The sequence below is a fragment of the Dolichospermum sp. UHCC 0406 genome (assembly GCF_009712025.1).
GTDB lineage: Bacteria > Cyanobacteriota > Cyanobacteriia > Cyanobacteriales > Nostocaceae > Dolichospermum > Dolichospermum lemmermannii.
In genome coordinates this window covers 11741-30972 of record NZ_VILA01000015.1, presented here as the reverse complement: position 1 = coordinate 30972, position 19232 = coordinate 11741, and the positions used below count along the sequence as shown (strand labels likewise).

At 37.7% G+C, this 19232-nt stretch carries 15 protein-coding genes; 8 read left to right on the top strand and 7 right to left on the bottom strand.

Annotated elements, in window-relative coordinates; all coding sequences use genetic code 11:
• The first annotated feature begins 48 nt into the window (after positions 1–48).
• A complete protein-coding gene (locus tag FJR09_RS13480) occupies positions 49–447 on the top strand; it encodes a cupredoxin domain-containing protein (RefSeq protein ID WP_371416408.1) in 399 nt (132 codons plus the stop codon).
• Between the two features lie 174 nt (positions 448–621).
• Complete coding sequence (gene map / locus FJR09_RS13475; protein WP_168654110.1) at positions 622–1449, top strand: type I methionyl aminopeptidase; 828 nt, start codon at positions 622–624, stop codon at positions 1447–1449.
• A gap of 100 nt (positions 1450–1549) precedes the next feature.
• On the opposite strand, the gene FJR09_RS13470 is transcribed toward map, so the two are convergent.
• Both FJR09_RS13470 and cax read right to left on the bottom strand, forming a co-directional pair.
• A complete protein-coding gene (locus tag FJR09_RS13470) occupies positions 1550–2110 on the bottom strand; it encodes a peptidoglycan-binding protein (protein WP_254433109.1) in 561 nt (186 codons plus the stop codon).
• A 339-nt stretch (positions 2111–2449) separates the two neighbouring features.
• Entirely contained in the window at positions 2450–3547 is a 1098-nt protein-coding gene (cax, locus tag FJR09_RS13465; protein ID WP_015079498.1) for a calcium/proton exchanger, read from the bottom strand.
• Positions 3548–3798: 251 nt separating this feature from the next.
• Here cax and FJR09_RS13460 point away from each other — a divergent pair, with 251 nt between their 5' ends.
• Both FJR09_RS13460 and FJR09_RS13455 read left to right on the top strand, forming a co-directional pair.
• Positions 3799–6462 carry a DUF3536 domain-containing protein gene (locus FJR09_RS13460; protein WP_168654100.1) on the top strand — a complete coding sequence of 888 codons (2664 nt, stop codon included), beginning with the start codon at positions 3799–3801 and terminating at the stop codon, positions 6460–6462.
• Positions 6463–7357: 895 nt separating this feature from the next.
• Positions 7358–9100 carry a WD40 repeat domain-containing serine/threonine-protein kinase gene (locus FJR09_RS13455; protein ID WP_015079495.1) on the top strand — a complete coding sequence of 581 codons (1743 nt, stop codon included), beginning with the start codon at positions 7358–7360 and terminating at the stop codon, positions 9098–9100.
• 52 nt (positions 9101–9152) lie between these two features.
• Here FJR09_RS13455 and FJR09_RS13450 read toward each other — a convergent pair whose 3' ends face one another.
• On the bottom strand, positions 9153–9452 hold the full coding sequence (locus FJR09_RS13450; RefSeq protein WP_015079494.1) for a 30S ribosomal protein PSRP-3: 300 nt from the start codon (positions 9450–9452) through the stop codon (positions 9153–9155).
• 160 nt (positions 9453–9612) lie between these two features.
• Between FJR09_RS13450 and FJR09_RS13445 the strand changes: the two genes are divergently transcribed.
• On the top strand, positions 9613–10413 hold the full coding sequence (locus FJR09_RS13445; RefSeq protein ID WP_168653161.1) for a tetratricopeptide repeat protein: 801 nt from the start codon (positions 9613–9615) through the stop codon (positions 10411–10413).
• A 28-nt stretch (positions 10414–10441) separates the two neighbouring features.
• On the opposite strand, the gene FJR09_RS13440 is transcribed toward FJR09_RS13445, so the two are convergent.
• Positions 10442–10948 carry a dihydrofolate reductase gene (locus tag FJR09_RS13440; protein ID WP_168653160.1) on the bottom strand — a complete coding sequence of 169 codons (507 nt, stop codon included), beginning with the start codon at positions 10946–10948 and terminating at the stop codon, positions 10442–10444.
• A 16-nt stretch (positions 10949–10964) separates the two neighbouring features.
• Positions 10965–11939 (bottom strand): GTPase Era, encoded by a 975-nt coding sequence (era, locus tag FJR09_RS13435; protein WP_168633172.1) that lies wholly within the window; start codon positions 11937–11939, stop codon positions 10965–10967.
• A gap of 176 nt (positions 11940–12115) precedes the next feature.
• Here era and FJR09_RS13430 point away from each other — a divergent pair, with 176 nt between their 5' ends.
• Complete coding sequence (locus FJR09_RS13430; RefSeq protein WP_174783304.1) at positions 12116–13495, top strand: carotenoid oxygenase family protein; 1380 nt, start codon at positions 12116–12118, stop codon at positions 13493–13495.
• A gap of 82 nt (positions 13496–13577) precedes the next feature.
• Here the strand turns inward: FJR09_RS13430 and FJR09_RS13425 are convergent, their stop codons facing one another.
• Positions 13578–14408 carry an alpha/beta hydrolase gene (locus tag FJR09_RS13425; protein WP_168653159.1) on the bottom strand — a complete coding sequence of 277 codons (831 nt, stop codon included), beginning with the start codon at positions 14406–14408 and terminating at the stop codon, positions 13578–13580.
• 92 nt (positions 14409–14500) lie between these two features.
• Between FJR09_RS13425 and FJR09_RS13420 the strand changes: the two genes are divergently transcribed.
• Both FJR09_RS13420 and FJR09_RS13415 read left to right on the top strand, forming a co-directional pair.
• A complete protein-coding gene (locus FJR09_RS13420) occupies positions 14501–15910 on the top strand; it encodes an ankyrin repeat domain-containing protein (protein ID WP_168654099.1) in 1410 nt (469 codons plus the stop codon).
• Between the two features lie 33 nt (positions 15911–15943).
• Positions 15944–17389, top strand: coding sequence for a serine/threonine-protein kinase (locus tag FJR09_RS13415; RefSeq protein WP_168652368.1), 1446 nt, complete (start codon positions 15944–15946; stop codon positions 17387–17389).
• An 86-nt stretch (positions 17390–17475) separates the two neighbouring features.
• On the opposite strand, the gene FJR09_RS13410 is transcribed toward FJR09_RS13415, so the two are convergent.
• Complete coding sequence (locus FJR09_RS13410) at positions 17476–18972, bottom strand: HlyD family efflux transporter periplasmic adaptor subunit (RefSeq protein ID WP_015079486.1); 1497 nt, start codon at positions 18970–18972, stop codon at positions 17476–17478.
• Positions 18973–19232: the final 260 nt, after the last annotated feature.

Here is a 19232-nt window from a genome sequence, read left to right as displayed (position 1 = left end):
AGTAACTTTTTGATTTGTTTATTCTCTCTGCTAATGAGTATAGTAATAATGGGTACTTCTCCAGCAACAGCAGAGAATCTATCTAGTAATCTCCTCAAACAACCACCAATAGAGATTACAGTTAGCTTGGGTAATGTTGCTAATGAATTAAAATTTGAGCCAAATCATTTAGAATTTACCTCTGGTAAACGCTACAATCTCAAGTTAAATAATCCTAGCTCACAAAAACATTATTTTACCGCTAAAGACTTTGCTGATGCAATTTGGACTCAAAAAGTCGAAGCCGGCAATGTAGAAATTAAAGGGAATATTCACGAATTAGAACTTAAACCTGGTGCAGAAGCAGAATGGGTATTTGTCCCGATGAAACCAGGTAAATATGCTTTAGGATGTACTATAGCTGGACACGCAGAAGCAGGAATGAAAGGAGAAATTGTGATTAGGTGATCATTTTTCACTGTCAGAATCAGGATTTACAGGATTTGTGGATTTACAGGATGAATATCTGTGTTTCTCTAGAAGCGCAAAATAAGTTAACTTAAATATAGATATTTTTTGCCAATAAATCTCAACAACTTCACAGCTAACCGGTAAAAGCACCCCTAATTCCTAAACTTCATGATGAATATTTTCGCTAACTTACTTTCTCAACCAGCCCAGCCAAAACCCGAAAAACGACAACGCGGAGGGATTGAAATTAAATCAACCCGTGAAATCGAAATTATGCGACAATCAGCGAAGATTGTGGCAACTGTTCTCAAGGAAATTTCTGACCTAGTTCAGCCAGGAATGACCACGGCCGATTTAGATGCTTATGCGGAAAAACGCATCCGCGAAATGGATGCAACTCCTAGCTTTAAAGGATATCATGGGTTTCCCGCTTCTATCTGCTCTAGCATTAATCATGAAGTTGTCCATGGAATTCCTAGCCATAAAAAGGTAATTCACACAGGAGATGTATTAAAAGTTGATACAGGTGCTTATTATCAAGGTTTTCATGGTGATTCCTGCATTACTATCGCTGTGGGTAGTGTGACGAGTGAAGCCGCAAGACTGATTAAAATAGCGGAGGAATCTCTATATAAAGGGATTGAACAAGTAAAAGCTGGTGTACATTTGGAGGAAATCGCCGGTGCAATTGAAGATCATGTCAAAGCCAATGGTTTTACAGTGGTGGAACAATTTACTGGTCATGGTGTGGGTAGAAATTTACACGAAGAACCAGCGGTTTTTAACTATCGAACTCGTGAAATACCGAATGTGAAATTGCGTTCAGGAATGACTTTAGCAATTGAACCAATTTTAAATGCTGGTTCTAAAAATACCAGAATTTTAGCTGATAGATGGACTGCGGTAACAGTTGATAATGCTTTATCTGCTCAGTTTGAGCATACTGTATTAGTGACAGATAGTGGTTATGAAATTTTGACTGATAGAAATCATCTTTAACTATGATTCTTTTGATTTAGATGATTTATATGACAAATGACAAATGACAAATGACAAATGACAAATGACAACTAACAAACGACAAATGACAAATGACAAATTAAATTGTTAGTTCCCACCAAGTTTTTTGACCAACCACACCATCTGTTGATAGACTTCGACGATTTTGAAAGGCTTTGACAGCAGTTTCGGTAACTGGTCCAAAAACTCCATCAATAGGTAGTCCATAACCATTAGACATTAACAATTTTTGTAAAACTTTCACAGATATGCCTGAATTACCAAAACCAATTACGGGCATAGGTTTATTCTGGGTTGTGCGATATCCTGTTGATAATTGAACACCTTTTTTATTGGTCATAGGGATATTCCCAGCATCAGCTAATTCAAAAGAACTGCTGGATGTCTGTTTTTGTGTGATTTGCTTAAATATTTGGTATCGTCGGAATGAGAGAATTGAGAGATTACTTGGGGAAGTTTCATTTATGTGGATAAATTCTGGTGGTGTAATTTGAGCAGAAGAAACTAACTTATTTGATTGATGATTTGTTAGCTGTACACCATTTTCTAGGTGAAACAAGGTTTGGTTTAATGGAAAATGGGGTATAGTTAGTGATTTCTGATTAAATACACCCATCATCAGCAGTCCGATTTCATTCATTGTCTTTTATAATTGTATTTATTTATAAAATGGGAAATGGCAAAAGCAGAGAAGAACGGATATAAACTGGCACTGAGTTTTTTGAAAAATCAAATATTAGTCCTATATATGTAATTACTATGATCAAATAGTAAAAAATATTTAGGGATATTGATGTATCATAAATCTATAGGTTGATATCAAAAGAATGATCTGATTTGACACTATAAGAATTATTGATTTCATTCATCTATCTTAAGGGAGTTAAAATCATTAAAAAAATATTTAGGACTTGGTAGAAGAGAAAAATTCCCAATTTATGAGATCGGGAATTTTAGACTTTTGATCAGGTAAGATATTTTAACCGATACTGTTGGCAACTGGATGGAAGTAGAAGGCAAAACCCAAGACAGTATAAGCAGCTAGGAGTAATGTCCCTTCTAACCAATTAGATTTACCATCAGAACTAATGCTATTAGCAATTAAAACTGATACAGCAACAGCGACTAATTCAAAGGGGTTAAAATCTAAATCCATTGGTTGGCCAATTACCCAACCGGCAATTACTAAAACCGGGGCCACAAACAGGGCAATTTGCATACTTGAACCCACAGCGACAGACATAGCCAAATCCATTTTGTTCTTCATGGCTACGGTAACTGCGGTAGCGTGTTCAGCAGCATTACCGATAATAGGAACTAAAATTACCCCGGTAAATAGGGCGCTTAAACCTAGTTGAGATGTAGCGACTTCCAATGAACCAACTAGTAGTTCTGACTCAAAGGCAACTAACAGGGTGCAAACTAAAAGGACACCACTCCATAACCAAACATTTGGTTTTTTATGGACAACTGCTTCTGCTTCCTCTTCAATATCTGCCACACCAACATCATACAAATAAGCATGAGTTTTCATGGAAAATAGCAGTGTTAAGCCGTAAACTAGAATTAAGACGACAGCTACAGCTAGGGAAAGATTCTGTACGGTTTTTTCACTAATCCCTATGGAGGTATAGTTCATTGCTGTTGGTAACAAAATGGCAATTACCGCCAAATTCATAGAAGAAGCATTTACACGAGCTATAACTGATTCAAATGTTTGTTCTTTGTAACGAATTCCGCCTAATAACATGGATAAACCCATGACTAAGAGTAAATTACTGATAATTGATCCAGTTATACTGGCTTTGACGACATCAATTAAGCCCGCATTCAGGGCAACTAAGGCAATAATCAATTCTGTGGCATTGCCAAAAGTCGCGTTTAAAAATCCGCCTATTCCTGGTCCAACAACTACAGCTATTTCTTCCGTAGCTGTACCCATCCAAGCTGCTAGGGGGAGTATAGCTAATGCAGCGGTGATGAAAACTATCAAGTCTCCCCATCCTAAAAAGTGGGCTGTTAGAGATATGGGTATAAACAACAGCAGCACGCTGAAAATAATGTTCTTGATTGACATTTTTACCTTTAGTTCAGGGGATATCTGCACAGGGACTAAAACATTATGTGCATTTGAACACCTATCATATCTGTCAAGGATGGTGATTGGTAATTGGTAATTGGGGTTCGATATTATTCCCCTTTTTTCTCCTGACTTCTATTAAAATTTAGAGGTGTTATTTATAACTGATTTTATGAGAAAACAATTGTAGAAATGTAGATATAGTAAGAATATTCTGCAAAATTACACATTTATTTGGATAAAAATATATGACTTTGGCAGCGGAAAAACCCAGTAGTTCTGGCTCAATATTACCATTAGATCAAGAGCCTAAATCCAGTCCTGAACATGATCCCCTGAAAACTGCTCAGGGTGTTTATGTCACGGTTCATGGTCATTTTTATCAACCTCCTAGAGAAAATCCTTATCTTGATGCGATTGAACGTCAACCCAGTGCTAGTCCTTTTCATGACTGGAATGAGCGCATTCATTGGGAGTGCTATCGTCCTAATGCCTTTGCTAGAGTCTTAAATGACCGAGGTGAAATTGTGAAGATTGTGAATAATTATGAATACATGAGCTTTAACATTGGTCCAACGCTGATGTCGTGGTTAGAACGCTACGATGGGTCCGTTTATCAGCGGATTTTGGAGGCTGATGCTAAAAGCTGCGATCGCCTAAATGGTCATGGGAATGCGATCGCTCAAGTCTATAATCACATTATCCTCCCCCTAGCCAATGAACGAGATAAACATACACAAATTCGCTGGGGTAAGGAAGATTTCCGTTCTCGCTTTGGCCGTGATCCTGAAGGAATGTGGTTGGCAGAAACAGCCGTAGATTATGCCACTTTAGAAGCCTTGGTAGCGGAAGGCATTAAATTTATCATTTTAGCCCCTTCTCAAGCCCAGCGTTGTCGTCTAATCCCCACAGGAGATGATTCTGGTGGTCAATGGCATGAGGTGGGGGGTAATCAGATTGATCCTACTCGTCCTTATCGCTGTTATTTAGATAGCGATGAATCTGCAAACAAATCAACTGCCTATATTGATATCTTTTTCTATGATGGTCCGATTTCGCGGGATATGGGTTTTAGTGATGTTGTCTACAATTCCCATCATTTTGCGGGACGCATTGGGGCAGCTATTCGCGGGGATCATCGTCAGTCCCAATTAATTTCTGTAGCTACAGATGGGGAAACCTTTGGACATCACAAAAAAGGCACAGAAAAGACTTTAGCCTATGCTTTTATTGGTGAGTTTCCCCGTCATGGTTGGACTGTCACCAATTTTGCCCATTATTTGAGTTTAAATCCTCCCTCTTGGGAAGTAAAAATCAAGTCTGTGACGGCTTGGAGTTGCGCCCATGGTGTGGATAGATGGCAAGATGATTGTGGTTGTGGTGGTGAAGGAGGCGTGTGGCATCAAAAATGGCGACGGCCGTTAAGAAATGCTTTAAATTGGCTGCGGGATCAGTTAATTGATGTTTATGAAGAATATGGCAGTGCATTATTTCGTGATCCTTGGCAAGCGCGGGACGAATATGTTCATGTCATGGGCGATCGCACTCCCGCTAATATTAACCGGTTTCTGTCCCGCCATCAAACTCGCAAACTCCAAGCGGTTGAACAGGTAGAAGCTTTACGCTTGTTGGAAATGCAGCGTCACTCTTTACTGATGTTTACCAGTTGCGGCTGGTTTTTTGAGGAAATTTCTCGCCCAGAGGGAACACAAATTTTGCGTTATGCCTCCCGTGCTTTAGAATTAGCCGGAGATGTGGCAGGTATCCAATTAGAAAAGGATTTTCTTAAACGTTTAGGTTTAGCTCCTAGCAATGTAGAGGAGTTTAAACATGGGGCTGAGATATATCGTCGGTTGGTGCTAACTGCCCAAATTGGCTTTAAACAAGTTGCTGCCCATTACGCCATTACTTCCCTATTTAATCATCACCAAAATACTGCCCCTGGACAAGAGACAGATAAACACCCTCATAATCATCATCAGCGTGTTTATTGTTATGATGCCCATGAGCTAGATTATCATAAGCAAAGCCTGGGACCATTAACTATGGCAGTGGGGCATTTGCAGCTAGTGTCAGATATTACTTGGGAAAGTGAAAATTTAGTATTTGCGGTTTTGCATTTGGGTGGTTGGGATTTTCATTGCTGTATTCAGCAGTTTGCCGGACGACGTAACTATAGTCAAATCAAGGAAAAGCTGTTTGCAGCCTTGCAACAGGCTAGTATCGCTCATGTTATTTTGGTGATGACTCAACTATTTGGTGATGAAGCCTTTAGTTTGCAAACTTTATTTGCGGAAGAACGTCACCGCATTATGCGGTTGTTGAGTCAGGAAACACTGGCACGATTAGACCAGTTATATACTCAAGCCTATAGGGATAATTACGGTGTAATTATGGCCTTTCATCGGGATGAATTGGAAGTACCACGAGAATTACAGGTAGCAGCGGAGATTGCTTTGGGTTATCGTTGTTTAACAGCTTTAAAATCCCTAGAACAAGATATTAGCGAACTACAATTAAGCTGGAATCTGATTGTAGAATTAGAAGCGATCGCTACTGAAGCCAAACATCTCCGTTGTCAATTAAATATCCCCGATGGTAATCAAATTCTAGAACAATTGATAGTCCGGTTATTGTGGCAATTATTGTATGATGCCAATAGCAAAATAGATACAGATATCCAACGTTTAGAACGATTGATTGATGTTGGTCATAAATTACATCTTGGCATTAATTTAAACCATTCTCAAGAACTTTACTGGAGTTGTTTACACAGTCAAATATTGCCACGAATTACCAGTATTGATAATGAAGCCGAAACTATTCAATGTCGTCAATTGCTAAAATTAGGACAAAAATTAGCGGTTGATGTCAGTCCTTATTTAGGGCTTGCTGAAAAAGTCTTTTCGTGAGGGCTAGGAGTCACCGAGTCAGGAGTCACCGAGTCAGGAGTCAGGAGGAAGAATTAGAAGGAGAGAAGAATAGTCTCAAATTTCAGAAAGTGATAGGTTTTTAATGGTTTCAATCCTTATTCCTTGCACCTAATTCACTTTTTTAACCGGGAAACTCTTAATCTATCTAGGTTTTCGGTTTATTCAGCAAGCCCTATTTAGATAAATTGATTTAAATTTGTAGGGTGGGCAATGTCCACCCTAATCTTACAGTTTAATCTTGGGGAGGTTTACAATGGTACGGATACAGCCACTGACATTTAAAGAGTCCATGAGTATGTTTTTCTAAAAAAGATCCAGTATTGTACTTTTTTGAGATATTAATTCCGGCTTTTGTTTTGATTTCATAAAGCCAAGGAAAAGACACTATCAGAACAGCCATAACACCGAAGAGATACAAAGAAAAAGTTACAGCTTTAGGAAATTTGCGGGACTGAAAATTGATTTTTTTAGGCATAGAAGTGGTAAACCCAATGTCTATTATAGCTTAAAGATGTCTATTATAGCTTAAAAATCAAAATATGGTTTTGATTAGGTTAAGGTTAAAAATAGTTATGTCGTAGGTTGGGCTGGCAGAAGGAAACCCAACAAAACTCTTGATAATGTTGGGTTTTGCTATCACTCAACCCAACCTACATTTCCTTAACCTAACGAGTAAGTAGGTTAGCATTGAAAATCGTCGCTATGGCAAGGCAAGAGGCAAGAGGCAAGAGGGTTTGGGAGATTTTACTTTTCGTTACATATTACTCTTCGAGAAGCCGCTTCGCGTCTACGGTTTTTTTCCGTTCACCTACTTATTACAATGGGAACTATTTTTATCATCCAGAAACAGAAAAAGGAATCTAGAAAATAAATTGTGTTAATTAAAGAAGATTATCATTTAATCAAGCAGATTAGTAAAAGGGGATTTTGTCAAACATTTCTTGCTGTAGATGAAAGTCAATTTCCGCCAATTCCTTGTGTTATTCACCAATTTTCATCTCAATATCAAACACTGGAAAATTTTCAATATCAGGTAGAGAAATTAACGGAATTAGGTAAACATCCGCAAATTCCTTCCCTAATCACACATTTTAAAGAAAATGAATATTACTATTTAATTCAAGAATTTATTGAAGGTGATAATTTAGCTAGTTTATTAGCAAAGCAAGGTGTTTTTAATGAAACTCAGATTTGGCAAGTTTTAAAAAGTTTATTACCAGTTCTCAAGTTTATTCATGATCATCAAATTATTCACCAGAATATTCAACCAAAAAATATTATTTTGCGGACTGTAAATCAAAGTCAAGATTTATTAGATAATCTAGTTTTAGTTGATTTTGCTGCAATGAAATTTGTCAATATCAATGAATCTAAAGATGATTTAGTTGGTAGTCCAGAATATATTTCGCCAGAACAAATACAAGGTAAAGCTGTTTTTGTCAGTGATCTTTATAGTTTAGGTATAACTTGTATTTATCTACTAACTCAAATACCACCTTTTGAATTATTTGATATTACTAATAATAGCTGGATATGGCGAGATTATCTCACCAATCAAATTAGCGAACATCTAGGACAAACCCTTGATAAACTTATAAAATATAATTTACAAGAACGCTGGCAATCAGCAGATCAACTTATTTATACTTTGGGAATTAAAGATCATTATTTGCCTTTATTATCCCCAATTAATCATCCTTTATGGCAACTTTCCTATCCTCTTGAAAATCAAATCAATAGTTCTATTAATACTGTGGCATTAAGTCATGATGGTAAAATATTAGCCAGTGGAGAAGATAATAAAAGTATTAAATTATGGGATTTAAACAATCGGCAATTAATAGCAAATTTTTTCGGACATACTCAAGCTATAACATCAGTTATTTTTAATCACAATGATACAATTTTAGCCACAGCTAGTGATGATCAAACTATGAATTTGTGGGATGTGAAGACATTAGCAAAAATTCATCTTCTGACTGGACATTCACACGCTGTTAAATCTCTAGCATTTCATCCCCAAGGGCAAATTTTAGCTAGTGGAAGTTGGGATAAAACTATTAAAATTTGGGATGTGAATACAGGTTTAGGACTGAATACTTTAACTGGGCATAAATTACAAATAAATGCTGTAGCTTTTAGTCCCCAAGGACGACTTTTAGCAAGTGCTAGTTATGATCGCACAGTTCGCATCTGGCAATTAGAAGACGGAAAATTTAACTTATTAACAACTCTTTCCGGTCATACTTGGGCAGTTTTAACAGTTGCTTTTAGTCCCAATGGTCAAATTTTGGCAACGGGTAGCGGTGATAATACAATTAAATTATGGGATGTTGGCACTGGTGAATTAATTAGCACACTTTCAGGTCATTCTTGGTCAGTGGTGGCTGTAGCTTTTAGTGCTGACGGAGAAACGCTGATTAGTGGCAGTTGGGATAAAACGGTAAAAATTTGGCAAATCAGCACAAAAAAAGAAATTGCTAGTCTTGTAGGTCATACAGACTCAGTATCTAGCGTTGCTATGAGTCATGATGCAAAATTGATTGCCAGTGGTAGTAAGGACAAGACAATCAAATTGTGGCAAAGGGGACTGGTGATAGGTGATAATTTTACTTAATTACCCATTACCAATCACCAATTACCAACTACCAATTACCAACTTAAAATAATCAGGCGCTACCTGTGAAGGCAACCTCTGGAAATTTCAACTGTGCTTCTGCCATTGGGCGTTTTCTGCCTTCTTCTTGCCAGTAGTTAATCACTTCTGTGGCTTTGTTGAGTAACTCCACCCGATCAACATCTGTAATCCAGTGTTTGGATTCTAACTCTTTTTTTAGCTCTTCCCAGGCATCATTTCTGGGCCAAAAAAAGTATTTGGTTAAGGGGCTAGATCCTTTACCAACAACCTGATCAACTGCTAGGGCGACGTTTTCGTCTAACCAGAGAATTTTTAAAATGAACTTGGTCAATTACACCTCCGGGGAATATCCGGGTTTTACTTACTAAGTTTGCGACCCCTTATTTTAACTCAATCTTTGACTAATTGACCAATGAATGAAGAAATTTGGGAATCTTCTTTGTTAGCTGTTGCTATATGATTAATTTTGTTGCCTATCACGTCAGAGTTAGATGATTAAACTAATTAGTATTTTCCTGAGTCTGTTGCTGGTTTTTGGCTGGAATACACCAGTTATGGCAGAATCTCAACCCATTACCGCCGAGGAGTTGCAAGCAGGGGATGAATTAGCGACTAAGGCTTTTGCAGCCACAAATCAGGGTGATTTTGTGAAAGCGGAGGCTTATTGGACAGAAATTATTGAAAAATTTCCTACCAATGCGGGAGCATGGAGTAATCGCGGTAATTCTCGTGTCAGTCAGAATAAGTTACAATCCGCATTGATGGATTATAACAAAGCTGTAGAACTTGCGCCTAATGTGACAGATCCTTATTTGAATCGGGGGACGGCGTTGGAGGGTTTGGGAAGATGGGAGGATGCGATCGCTGATTATAATCGTGTATTAGAATTAGATCCTCAAGATGCTATGGCTTATAATAATCGTGGTAATGCTAAAACAGGTTTAGGGAAATGGCAAGAAGCGATTTTAGATTTCCAAAAAGCCACAGAAATTACCCCCAATTTTGCCTTTGCTAGAGCTAATTATGCCCTGGCTTTATATGAAACCAGTCAAAGGGAAAAAGCTATCCGCGAGATGCGGAATATAGTCCGTAAATATCCTCGATTTGCTGATATGCGTGCCGCTTTAACAGCCGCTTATTGGGTGACAGGAAATAAAGGAGAAGCGGAAAGTAATTGGGTAGCAGCCTATGGACTAGATACCCGTTATAAGGATATGAATTGGGTAACGAATATCCGTCGCTGGCCACCAAGTATGGTAGTAGCTTTAGATAGATTTTTGAAATTACAATAAATTAGCCAATTATTGAAGGTGGCGTTACCTAATTAACGCACTTTTCAATTTCCACAAAATTAAACTTAAAGCCATTTTCCTGCATTTTCTTCTCTTTAGTGACTTTCCCAAAATCGGCAAATTCAGGAAAGTATATGTCTCCCACAAAATTACCTTCAACAATGGTTAAATAGAGCTTATCAGCAAATTTGATTGCTTCAGTATAAATCTGTCCACCACCAGCGATAAATATTTCTTCTGTTTCACTCATTTTCGCCCATGCAATTGCTTCTGGTAATGAATGCAAAACTACACAACCAAAGGCTTGAAAATTGGGATCTCTGGTAAGAATAATAGTTGTACAATTGGGAAATGGTTTAGTTAAGGTAGAATAACTTTTGCGCCCGATAATTACCGGATGTCTCCGGATCTTTTGCCGATAATAAAGTTCATCACTGGGAATATTCCAGGGACTACCCGAACGAATATGTTTTCTTGTCGAGTCTGATAAAATTCGATTTTCAGAAATGGCAGCAATGAGACTAATCAAAGGCATAATTTACCCCTATTTATTATTCTTCTACCCGATAACCCAGTTCTGCTAACCGCACTCGTGAATGTCGCCATTTAGGTTGAACTTTGACAAATAATTCTAGATAAACTTTCCCAGCAATTAGCTTTTGAATTTGTTGTCTAGCTTCACTACCAATGGCTTTGAGCATTGTTCCCCCTTTGCCGATGAGAATCCCTTTTTGAGAATCTCTCTCAACATGGATTGTGGCAAGAACACGGGTAATTTTTGGAGCTTCTTCGACTAAATCAATGGCGATCGCTACGGAGTGGGGAACTTCTTGACGGGTTAATAATAATATTTGTTCTCGAATCAATTCACCCATGATAAACCGTTCTGGTTGGTCTGTAACTAAATCGGGTGGATAGTAAAATGGTCCTGGTTGGAGATGACTAATTAATAAATCTTGGAGTTGCGATAATTCCGCCCCAGTTTTAGCAGAAAATTTCACACTTTGCCATTGATAGCTATTAGCTAATTGAATATAACTATCATCTATTTTTTGATAATCTTCTGGTTGTTCATCAATTTTATTAATCCCCAGAATTACAGGTGTTTGACTATTAATTAGTAGTTCTGCCACATAGCGATCGCCTGGACCACAAGCAACAGTGCCATCAACTACAAATAATATCACATCTACCGATTCAATGGCAATTTTCGCATTTTTTACCAGCACTTCTCCCAATTGATGATGGGGTTTGTGAATACCCGGTGTATCTACAAAAATTAACTGGGCTGTTTCTGTAGTTACAATCCCCTTTAACCGATTGCGAGTAGTTTGGGATACTGGGGAAGTAATGGCTATTTTTTGTCCGACTAATTCATTCATTAAAGTGGATTTACCCACATTAGTCCGGCCGATAATGCCAATAAAACCTGATTTAAACCCATCCGGTGCTTGAGGAATCATTACCCCACCGAAATCAGTAAAAATATTATTATCAATATTAGAGACTTGTGATTCTACTTGCATTGTTTACAGTTATGATTAATAGATTATTTTGACTTAGATGGAAATTTTCTTTGAGACTAAGCACCAAGATACATTAATTATTGCATATTTATGGAAATGATAAAAATTGTCTTCCCTAGCACAAATCGCAAACCATAATTATATTAAGTACAGTATCTTTATCTAGCTCACTGACTATGACCATAGCCTCAACCGCAGTAAATCCTTATTTAGCAGGCAATTTTGCCCCCATAAACACAGAAGTCAGCACTGACAACTTGGAAGTTATCGGAGAAATCCCTCCAGAATTATCAGGGATGTTTGTCCGCAATGGACCGAACCCACAATGGAGTCCCATTGGTCAATATCACTGGTTTGATGGCGATGGAATGTTACATGGTGTACAAATCAACGACGGTAAAGCCACTTATCACAATCGCTATGTGAGAACTAGGGGCTGGAATATTGAACATGAAGCTGGTAAAGCTGTGTGGAGTGGACTTTTAGAACCACCGCAAATGGACAACCCCCACGGACCGGGGAAAAATACCGCTAATACAGCCCTCGTATGGCACAATCAACAGCTTTTAGCATTATGGGAAGGAGGTGCGCCTCATCACATCAACACTGCTGACTTAGCGACTATTGGGGAACATACCTATAATGATAAACTAGTTTCCGCCTTTACCGCCCATCCCAAGGTAGATCCAGTTACGGGGGAAATGATGTTTTTTGGTTACGGTTTTAGACCACCTTATCTACAATATGGCGTAGTTTCCGCCCAAGGTGAGTTATTACGAACAGTACCCATAGAAATACCCACAGCGGTAATGATGCACGATTTCGCCATTACGGAAAATTATACCATTTTCATGGATTTACCCCTGACATTTAGTGCGGAACGAATGATGCGGGGAGAACCGATGATGATGTTTGAGAGCGATCGCCCCAGTCGGTTTGGTATAATGCCTCGTCATGGTGACAGCAGCAATATTCGCTGGTTTGAATGTCCTCCTTGCTACGTTTTTCACACCCTCAATGCTTATGAAGCGGGAGACGAAGTGATTCTTATCGCTTGTCGCATGAATTCCACTAATGTCCTGATTTCCCAGGATACACACAGTGATCCCAAAGGAGACATTCCTTTTTTACACCGTTGGCGTTTTAACCTTAGCACAGGTGTAGTTACAGAAGAACAACTAGATGATGTACCGGGAGAATTTCCCCGTGTCAATGAAAAACTGTTAGGAAGAAAAACCCAATATGGCTATGTGGGAAAAATGGCAAATAATCCAAATCCCTTATTTGATGGTCTAATCAAATACGATTTTGAAAATGGTAAATCCCAAACCCATGAATTTGGCAAAAATCGTTATGGGGGAGAAGCAGTATTTGCACCAGATCCTAATTCTACAGTAGAAGACAAAGGATGGCTGGTAACATTTATTTATGATGAAAATTCCCAAACATCAGAACTCGTAGTTATCAACGCGCAAGATATCACCAGCGAACCTATAGCGCGGGTAATGATTCCTCAACGTGTACCCTATGGATTCCACGGTATTTGGATTTCCTAATTGAGTAGGTTGGGTTGACGTATGTTACCCAACATTGTCATTATCAATTCTTTTGTTGGGTTGCGCTGTCGCTGAACCCAACCTACTTGGTAGGATTTTTCTCAACTAAATCAGCAAACTTTTTTAATATTTCCCAATACTTTTCTCCCGCAACAAAAGATAAATCATTATGGCTGGCTTTTTCTACCCAAAAAGAAAGTTTGAGAGATGATACAGCAGTAAATAATTTTTCTCCATGACTAAAAGGAATAATTTCGTCAGTTTTACCATGAATTATCAAAACTGGACATTTGACTTTTTTGATTTTGTCGAGATTAGTAAACTTATCAAAAGGTAGAAGTGGCACAGGAACAACTACCCGAAAAATAGAAGTAAAGCTACTTTCAACTATTAACCCACCTACAGGTTTTTTTGATGCTAAATCTACGGCTGAACCACCACCAATGGAACGCCCAAATACTATAATTTTTTGGGGGGAAACTTTTAAAGTTTGAGTTAAATAATTGTAAGCAGTATTAATGTCTTGATAAGCAGCTTTTTCTGTAGGAGTTCCTTCACTTGTTCCATAACCCCGATAATCATAAGCAAAGACACTAAAACCCAAATCTCGGATTTTTTCTAACCGTGATTTAATATATCCCAAATCTTCAGCATTACCATGAGCATAAAGAATAGTGTATTTAGCTTGAGGATTTCGTAAATAAATTGCCGAAATATTTTTATTAGCTGCGGTTTTTATTTTGAGAATATCTTGATTATCTTGATAACTAGATGGTTGAGGCACAAAAATCATGCTGTCAGCACGAAAATAAACATAGACAGCAAAAAATGCGTAAATAAAAATTAGAGATTTTAACATTCGCTTCCAGGTTAAATCACCAATAAGTAGTTTTTTTAATTTTTGTTTATCCATAACTGCTAAACAAGGGCGAGTAAGAAAACCGGAATCCACAAATGTATTATTGTATATACTTATCAATACCCTCAACCCAAAATTGAAGCTGAATGGAACTGCTGCACCAAAAAGAAGACATCATTGCCCATCAGTATCGCATTCTAGATACCTTGGGACAAGGTGGAAGTGGGACGACATACCTTGCTGAAGAGTTAGAAAGCACTAAACAAGTGGCTCTCAAAGCCTTATCGCTCCACCGCATGACTGACTGGAAAATGATGGAATTGTTTGAGCGAGAAGCAAAAATTCTCTCCCAACTCAATCATCCAGGTATTCCTCAATATTTAGGATATTTTCAAGTAGAAACCCCCGAAGACCGTTATTTTTACATTGCCCAGCAACTGGCAGAAGGTAAGACACTGGCGGGGTTGGTAGAGAGTGGGTGGCGCACCAGTGAAGATGAGGTGCGGCGCATTGCTATCCAAATATTAGAAATTTTAGTGTATTTGCACTCCCTCAAGCCTCCTGTAGTTCATCGAGATATCAAGCCACATAATATTATTCGTGGTGACAATGGGCAGGTGTTTTTGGTGGATTTTGGGGCTGTACAACATACCTATTACACCACTTTTATGCGTGGAAGTACAGTAGTAGGAACTTATGGTTATATGGCTCCCGAACAGTTTCGATCACAAGCTGTACCTGCCACTGATTTGTATGCTTTAGGAGCAACTTTATTATTTCTTTTAACACACCGCTCCCCCGCAGATTTGGAGAGTGATGGATTAAAAATTAATTTCCGTCCCCATGTGCAGATTAGTGAAGAATTTGCCGACTGGCTAGAGAAAATGTTAGAGCCAGATACAGAAGATCGTTTTTCTTCGGCACAGAATGCTTTGGAAGTATTGCAGGGTAAGGGTAAGCTGACTGTAAAATCGAATGACTCTATTTCTCTTCAGTGGAAAAAAATAATTGGAGTTGGTATTACTGCTGTTACTGCTGTTACGCTGTTAAATTTATATAAGTGGGATATTTTAAGCAGCATTAGATTTACGGATATTGCTGGCGGGAATATACTTCACATAGCAGCAAAACAAGGTAACAAGGAGATAGTAAAACAGCAGCTTGAGCAAGGTGCTGATATCCATTCCACGAATAACGATGGTAACACTCCTCTGCATTTGGCAGCACAAAACGATAATAGGGACACAGTAGAACTTCTGATTGCTAAGGGTGCTGATATCCATTCCACGAATAACGATGGTAACACTCCTCTGCATTTGGCAGCACAAAAAGATAATAGGGACACAGTAGAACTTCTGATTGCTAAGGGTGCTGATATCCATTCCACGAATAACGATGGTAACACTCCATTACACTTGGTAGACCGACTAGACATAGTAGAACTGCTGGTCGCTAGGGGTGCTGATGTCAATGCCAAAAACCACAATGGTAACACTCCAGAGCAAGAAAGAGGAGAACGTGCGATAGAACGTGCGAGGAACAAAACTGTAAAGTAATGATCAATCTAACGAAATACCACAAACAAAAATATGGAAGTATTGCACCAAGCTGGAGAAATTATCAATCAACGATATCGCATTCTACGTATATTGGGACAGGGTGGAGTTGGGATTACCTATGCAGCTATTGACTTAGAAAACAGCGAAGAAGTAGCTCTGAAAGTTTTATCATTACGCCGCATGAGTGACTGGAAAAAGATAGAGTTATTTGAAAGAGAAGCAAAAATTCTATCTCAACTTAACCATTCAGCAATTCCTCACTACTTGGATTATTTTCAAATAGATACTAACTCTGACCGTTCCTTTTATATTGTTCAACAATTAGCACCTGGAAATTCTCTGGCAACGTTAGTAGAAAATGGTTGGCTTCCTGATGAAGGAAAAATCAAACAAATAGCTATTCAAATGTTAGAAATTTTGATTTATTTACATTCTCTAACACCGCCAGTTATTCATCGTGATATTAAGCCACAAAATATTATTTTAAGCCATGATAAAAAGAAGTTATTCTTAGTAGATTTCGGAGCAGTAGCGGACACATATCATAATACTGTGACTGGCGGCAGTACAGTAGTAGGAACTTTCGGTTATATGGCTCCTGAACAGTTCCGTGGACAAGCTTTTCCGTCTACTGATTTATATGGTTTAGCAACAACATTGCTATTTTTGTTAACGGGAAAATCACCCACTGATTTACCACAGCGTCAACTCAAAATTGATTTTCGTCCCTACGTTGATATTTCTAAAGATTTTGCCAACTGGTTAGAACAAATGTTAGAACCAGTCAGTGCTGACCGTTTTTCTTCAGCGGCGGCAGCCTTAGCAACATTATTAGGTCAAATAGCACTCATACCTCGGCAACCAAAGAAAAGTAATGTAGTTTTGAGTAAAACGGAGAATAGTTTAATTATAACTATTCCTCCAGGGTGTTTTTACAACAATTACAGTTTTCTATTTTTATTTTTTTCTATAATTTTTTATAGTGTTTTTGTGCTAATTTATTGGATTATAGTTGTTGATTATCTCGGTGGGTGGGGATTATTAATATTACTATCATTATTATTAGTCCCATTATTTGTGATACCTGGATTAATCATCCCTGTCATAAAATTATTATATAAACTAATCTTCTCCAAACCTTTATCTCTTTTCATTACTTCTTTTATGAATTCTGTATCAACTACACTGCTACAAATTGATCAGGACTATATCAGCATAGAAATATGGTTACTTGGTTGGTGTATTCCGGAAATAAAAATTCCCAAGTCAGATATTATTAGTGTGGGATTCAATGGTATGATGGGTTATAAATTTTCTAATCTTCTAATTCTTTATATTGTCAGATCCTATTCTTCAGATAAAAATGGAGAAAATATTCAAACTTTTGAAAAAAAGAGACATTTTCGATTTGGTGCATTTTTGACACAACAAGAGAAAGAATGGCTAGTATGGGAGATAAAAAATACCTTAAATTAAGAATTTAGAGATTTTAACATTTGTTGAATAGGGCAGACTAGAAGCCCACCCTACAAAATTCAAAATTAATTACTGTTTTCAGTCAATTATCTCACAGAAAATGCCTCGCTAAACCGTCGAGTAATTGGTTCAATAATGAATGTCAAAACTGATTTTTGCCGGGTGACAATTTCGGCATTAGCAGCCATACCTGGATTAAATTCTACCTCTTGTCCGCGCACATTCAAAGAATGTTTACTTAACTTAATCCTTGTCGGAAAAACCAAACCTAAGTCTTTATCAATTACGGCATTGGGACTGATTTGTAATACTTCACCTTCAACTACACCAAATTCTTGAAAGGGAAAAGTGGCGATTTTGACTTTTGCTTTCATTCCCTGGTTAATAAAACCAATATCACGGTTAAGAACTTTTACTTCTAGGAGCATTTCTTCTCCTTCTGGTAAAATTGATAGTAGTTCTTCTCCAGATTGGACTGGACCTTTGGTAGCTTTAATTTTGTAAATTGTGCCGGCAACAGGGGCTTTGATAGTTTCTCCGTCTTTTTGTTGTCTAGCTTGTTCTAATTGACCAGCAACAGTAGTTAATTCTTCTTTGCGTTTGTTGATTTGGGTGAGAATTTCGCTTTGACGTTCTGAGGTTAACCGGATATTTTGATTACGCGCTGTTTGATAAGCCTGTTCTGCTTGATTAATTTCTTGAAATTGAGCAGCCGCGTCTTTTTCTAAAGAAGCAATTTTATCTTTCGCTTCTGTTAAATTATTTTGATTTTTAGTAATTTCATCGGAATTTCTGATAATATCTGCATTGGCACGATTTAATCTTTCTTTAGCATCCAGATAATCAACTCTCGTTAAAGCCCCTGGTTCAACCAAGGTACGAAGATTTTCTTCTCGTTGTTGAGCAATAGATAAATTATTATCTAACATAGAACGGAGACTTTTGACATTCTCTAAGTTTTTTTGAACATTGGTAAAACTGACTTTAGCATTTGCCAAATTTTCTTGTAAGCGACTCAACCGAACTTTGGCTTGATTAAGTATTGATTGTTGACGTTTGGCTTCTGCTGCTGCTGCTGCTTGTTTGGCTTTATAGTCTAATAACCGGGAGTTTAAAAGTTCATCTTGCAAAATTGTTCCCGCAGTTTTTCCTCCAGAACGTTCAGCTTGTAATCTTTGTAAATCATCTTCAATTAATTTACTAGATTTAGCTAGACGGTTAACATCAGTTTGTTGAAAATTGGGGTCACGTTGAATGAGAATTTGATCTTTAGTCACGCGATCGCCTTCTTTCACTTTCACTGCTAAAATAGAACCATTACCCAAAGCTGTCACTGGTCTAACTTGAGTAGAAGCAATTAATTCTCCTGTTGCTGTCGCTACTTCATCAATTTCTGAAAAATGCGCCCAGGAAATTGTTCCAAATATCACAAAACTCATTGTTCCCGCTAATAATCTTGTGTAAAGCGGTGGTAATTCCTGTACAGCTTTACCCAATTCATAGGATAATTGTTCTTCTGGTTTAGCAAATCTCTCTTTCGTTTGACGCGCTTGCACAGCATTTGCAGCTAGGGAAAATTTCATAATTTGTCAGTTTTGTTAGTTGTTTTTTTTATTGAGTGATCCCAATTTCATGTAAGCCTGATAAAACTAATTTCTCAAGGAAAAAAGGCTTAATCTGGTAATTTTGTGAAGCTGCATTAAGAATTAATATGAGCAATAACTAATTACTAAATGTTTAATATTAATCTATTTCAATATCAAATATTGTCATGTAAGTCACTACTTTATCCAGATCCCCGACTTCTTCAAGAAGTCGGGGATCTATTCTATACATAATAGTT

Excerpts from the sequence above, each read along its gene's own strand:
- FJR09_RS13430 (WP_174783304.1), top strand. The coding sequence starts at position 12,116 with ATGACCATAGCCTCAACCGCAGTAAATCCTTATTTAGCAGGCAATTTT.
- FJR09_RS13470 (WP_254433109.1), bottom strand. The coding sequence starts at position 2,110 with ATGAATGAAATCGGACTGCTGATGATGGGTGTATTTAATCAGAAATCA.
- cax (WP_015079498.1), bottom strand. The coding sequence starts at position 3,547 with ATGTCAATCAAGAACATTATTTTCAGCGTGCTGCTGTTGTTTATACCC.
- FJR09_RS13440 (WP_168653160.1), bottom strand. The coding sequence starts at position 10,948 with ATGCCTTTGATTAGTCTCATTGCTGCCATTTCTGAAAATCGAATTTTA.
- FJR09_RS13420 (WP_168654099.1), top strand. The coding sequence starts at position 14,501 with ATGGAACTGCTGCACCAAAAAGAAGACATCATTGCCCATCAGTATCGC.
- FJR09_RS13480 (WP_371416408.1), top strand. The coding sequence starts at position 49 with ATGGGTACTTCTCCAGCAACAGCAGAGAATCTATCTAGTAATCTCCTC.
- era (WP_168633172.1), bottom strand. The coding sequence starts at position 11,939 with ATGCAAGTAGAATCACAAGTCTCTAATATTGATAATAATATTTTTACT.
- FJR09_RS13425 (WP_168653159.1), bottom strand. The coding sequence starts at position 14,408 with ATGGATAAACAAAAATTAAAAAAACTACTTATTGGTGATTTAACCTGG.
- FJR09_RS13445 (WP_168653161.1), top strand. The coding sequence starts at position 9,613 with ATGATTAAACTAATTAGTATTTTCCTGAGTCTGTTGCTGGTTTTTGGC.
- FJR09_RS13460 (WP_168654100.1), top strand. The coding sequence starts at position 3,799 with ATGACTTTGGCAGCGGAAAAACCCAGTAGTTCTGGCTCAATATTACCA.
- FJR09_RS13410 (WP_015079486.1), bottom strand. The coding sequence starts at position 18,972 with ATGAAATTTTCCCTAGCTGCAAATGCTGTGCAAGCGCGTCAAACGAAA.
- map (WP_168654110.1), top strand. The coding sequence starts at position 622 with ATGAATATTTTCGCTAACTTACTTTCTCAACCAGCCCAGCCAAAACCC.
- FJR09_RS13415 (WP_168652368.1), top strand. The coding sequence starts at position 15,944 with ATGGAAGTATTGCACCAAGCTGGAGAAATTATCAATCAACGATATCGC.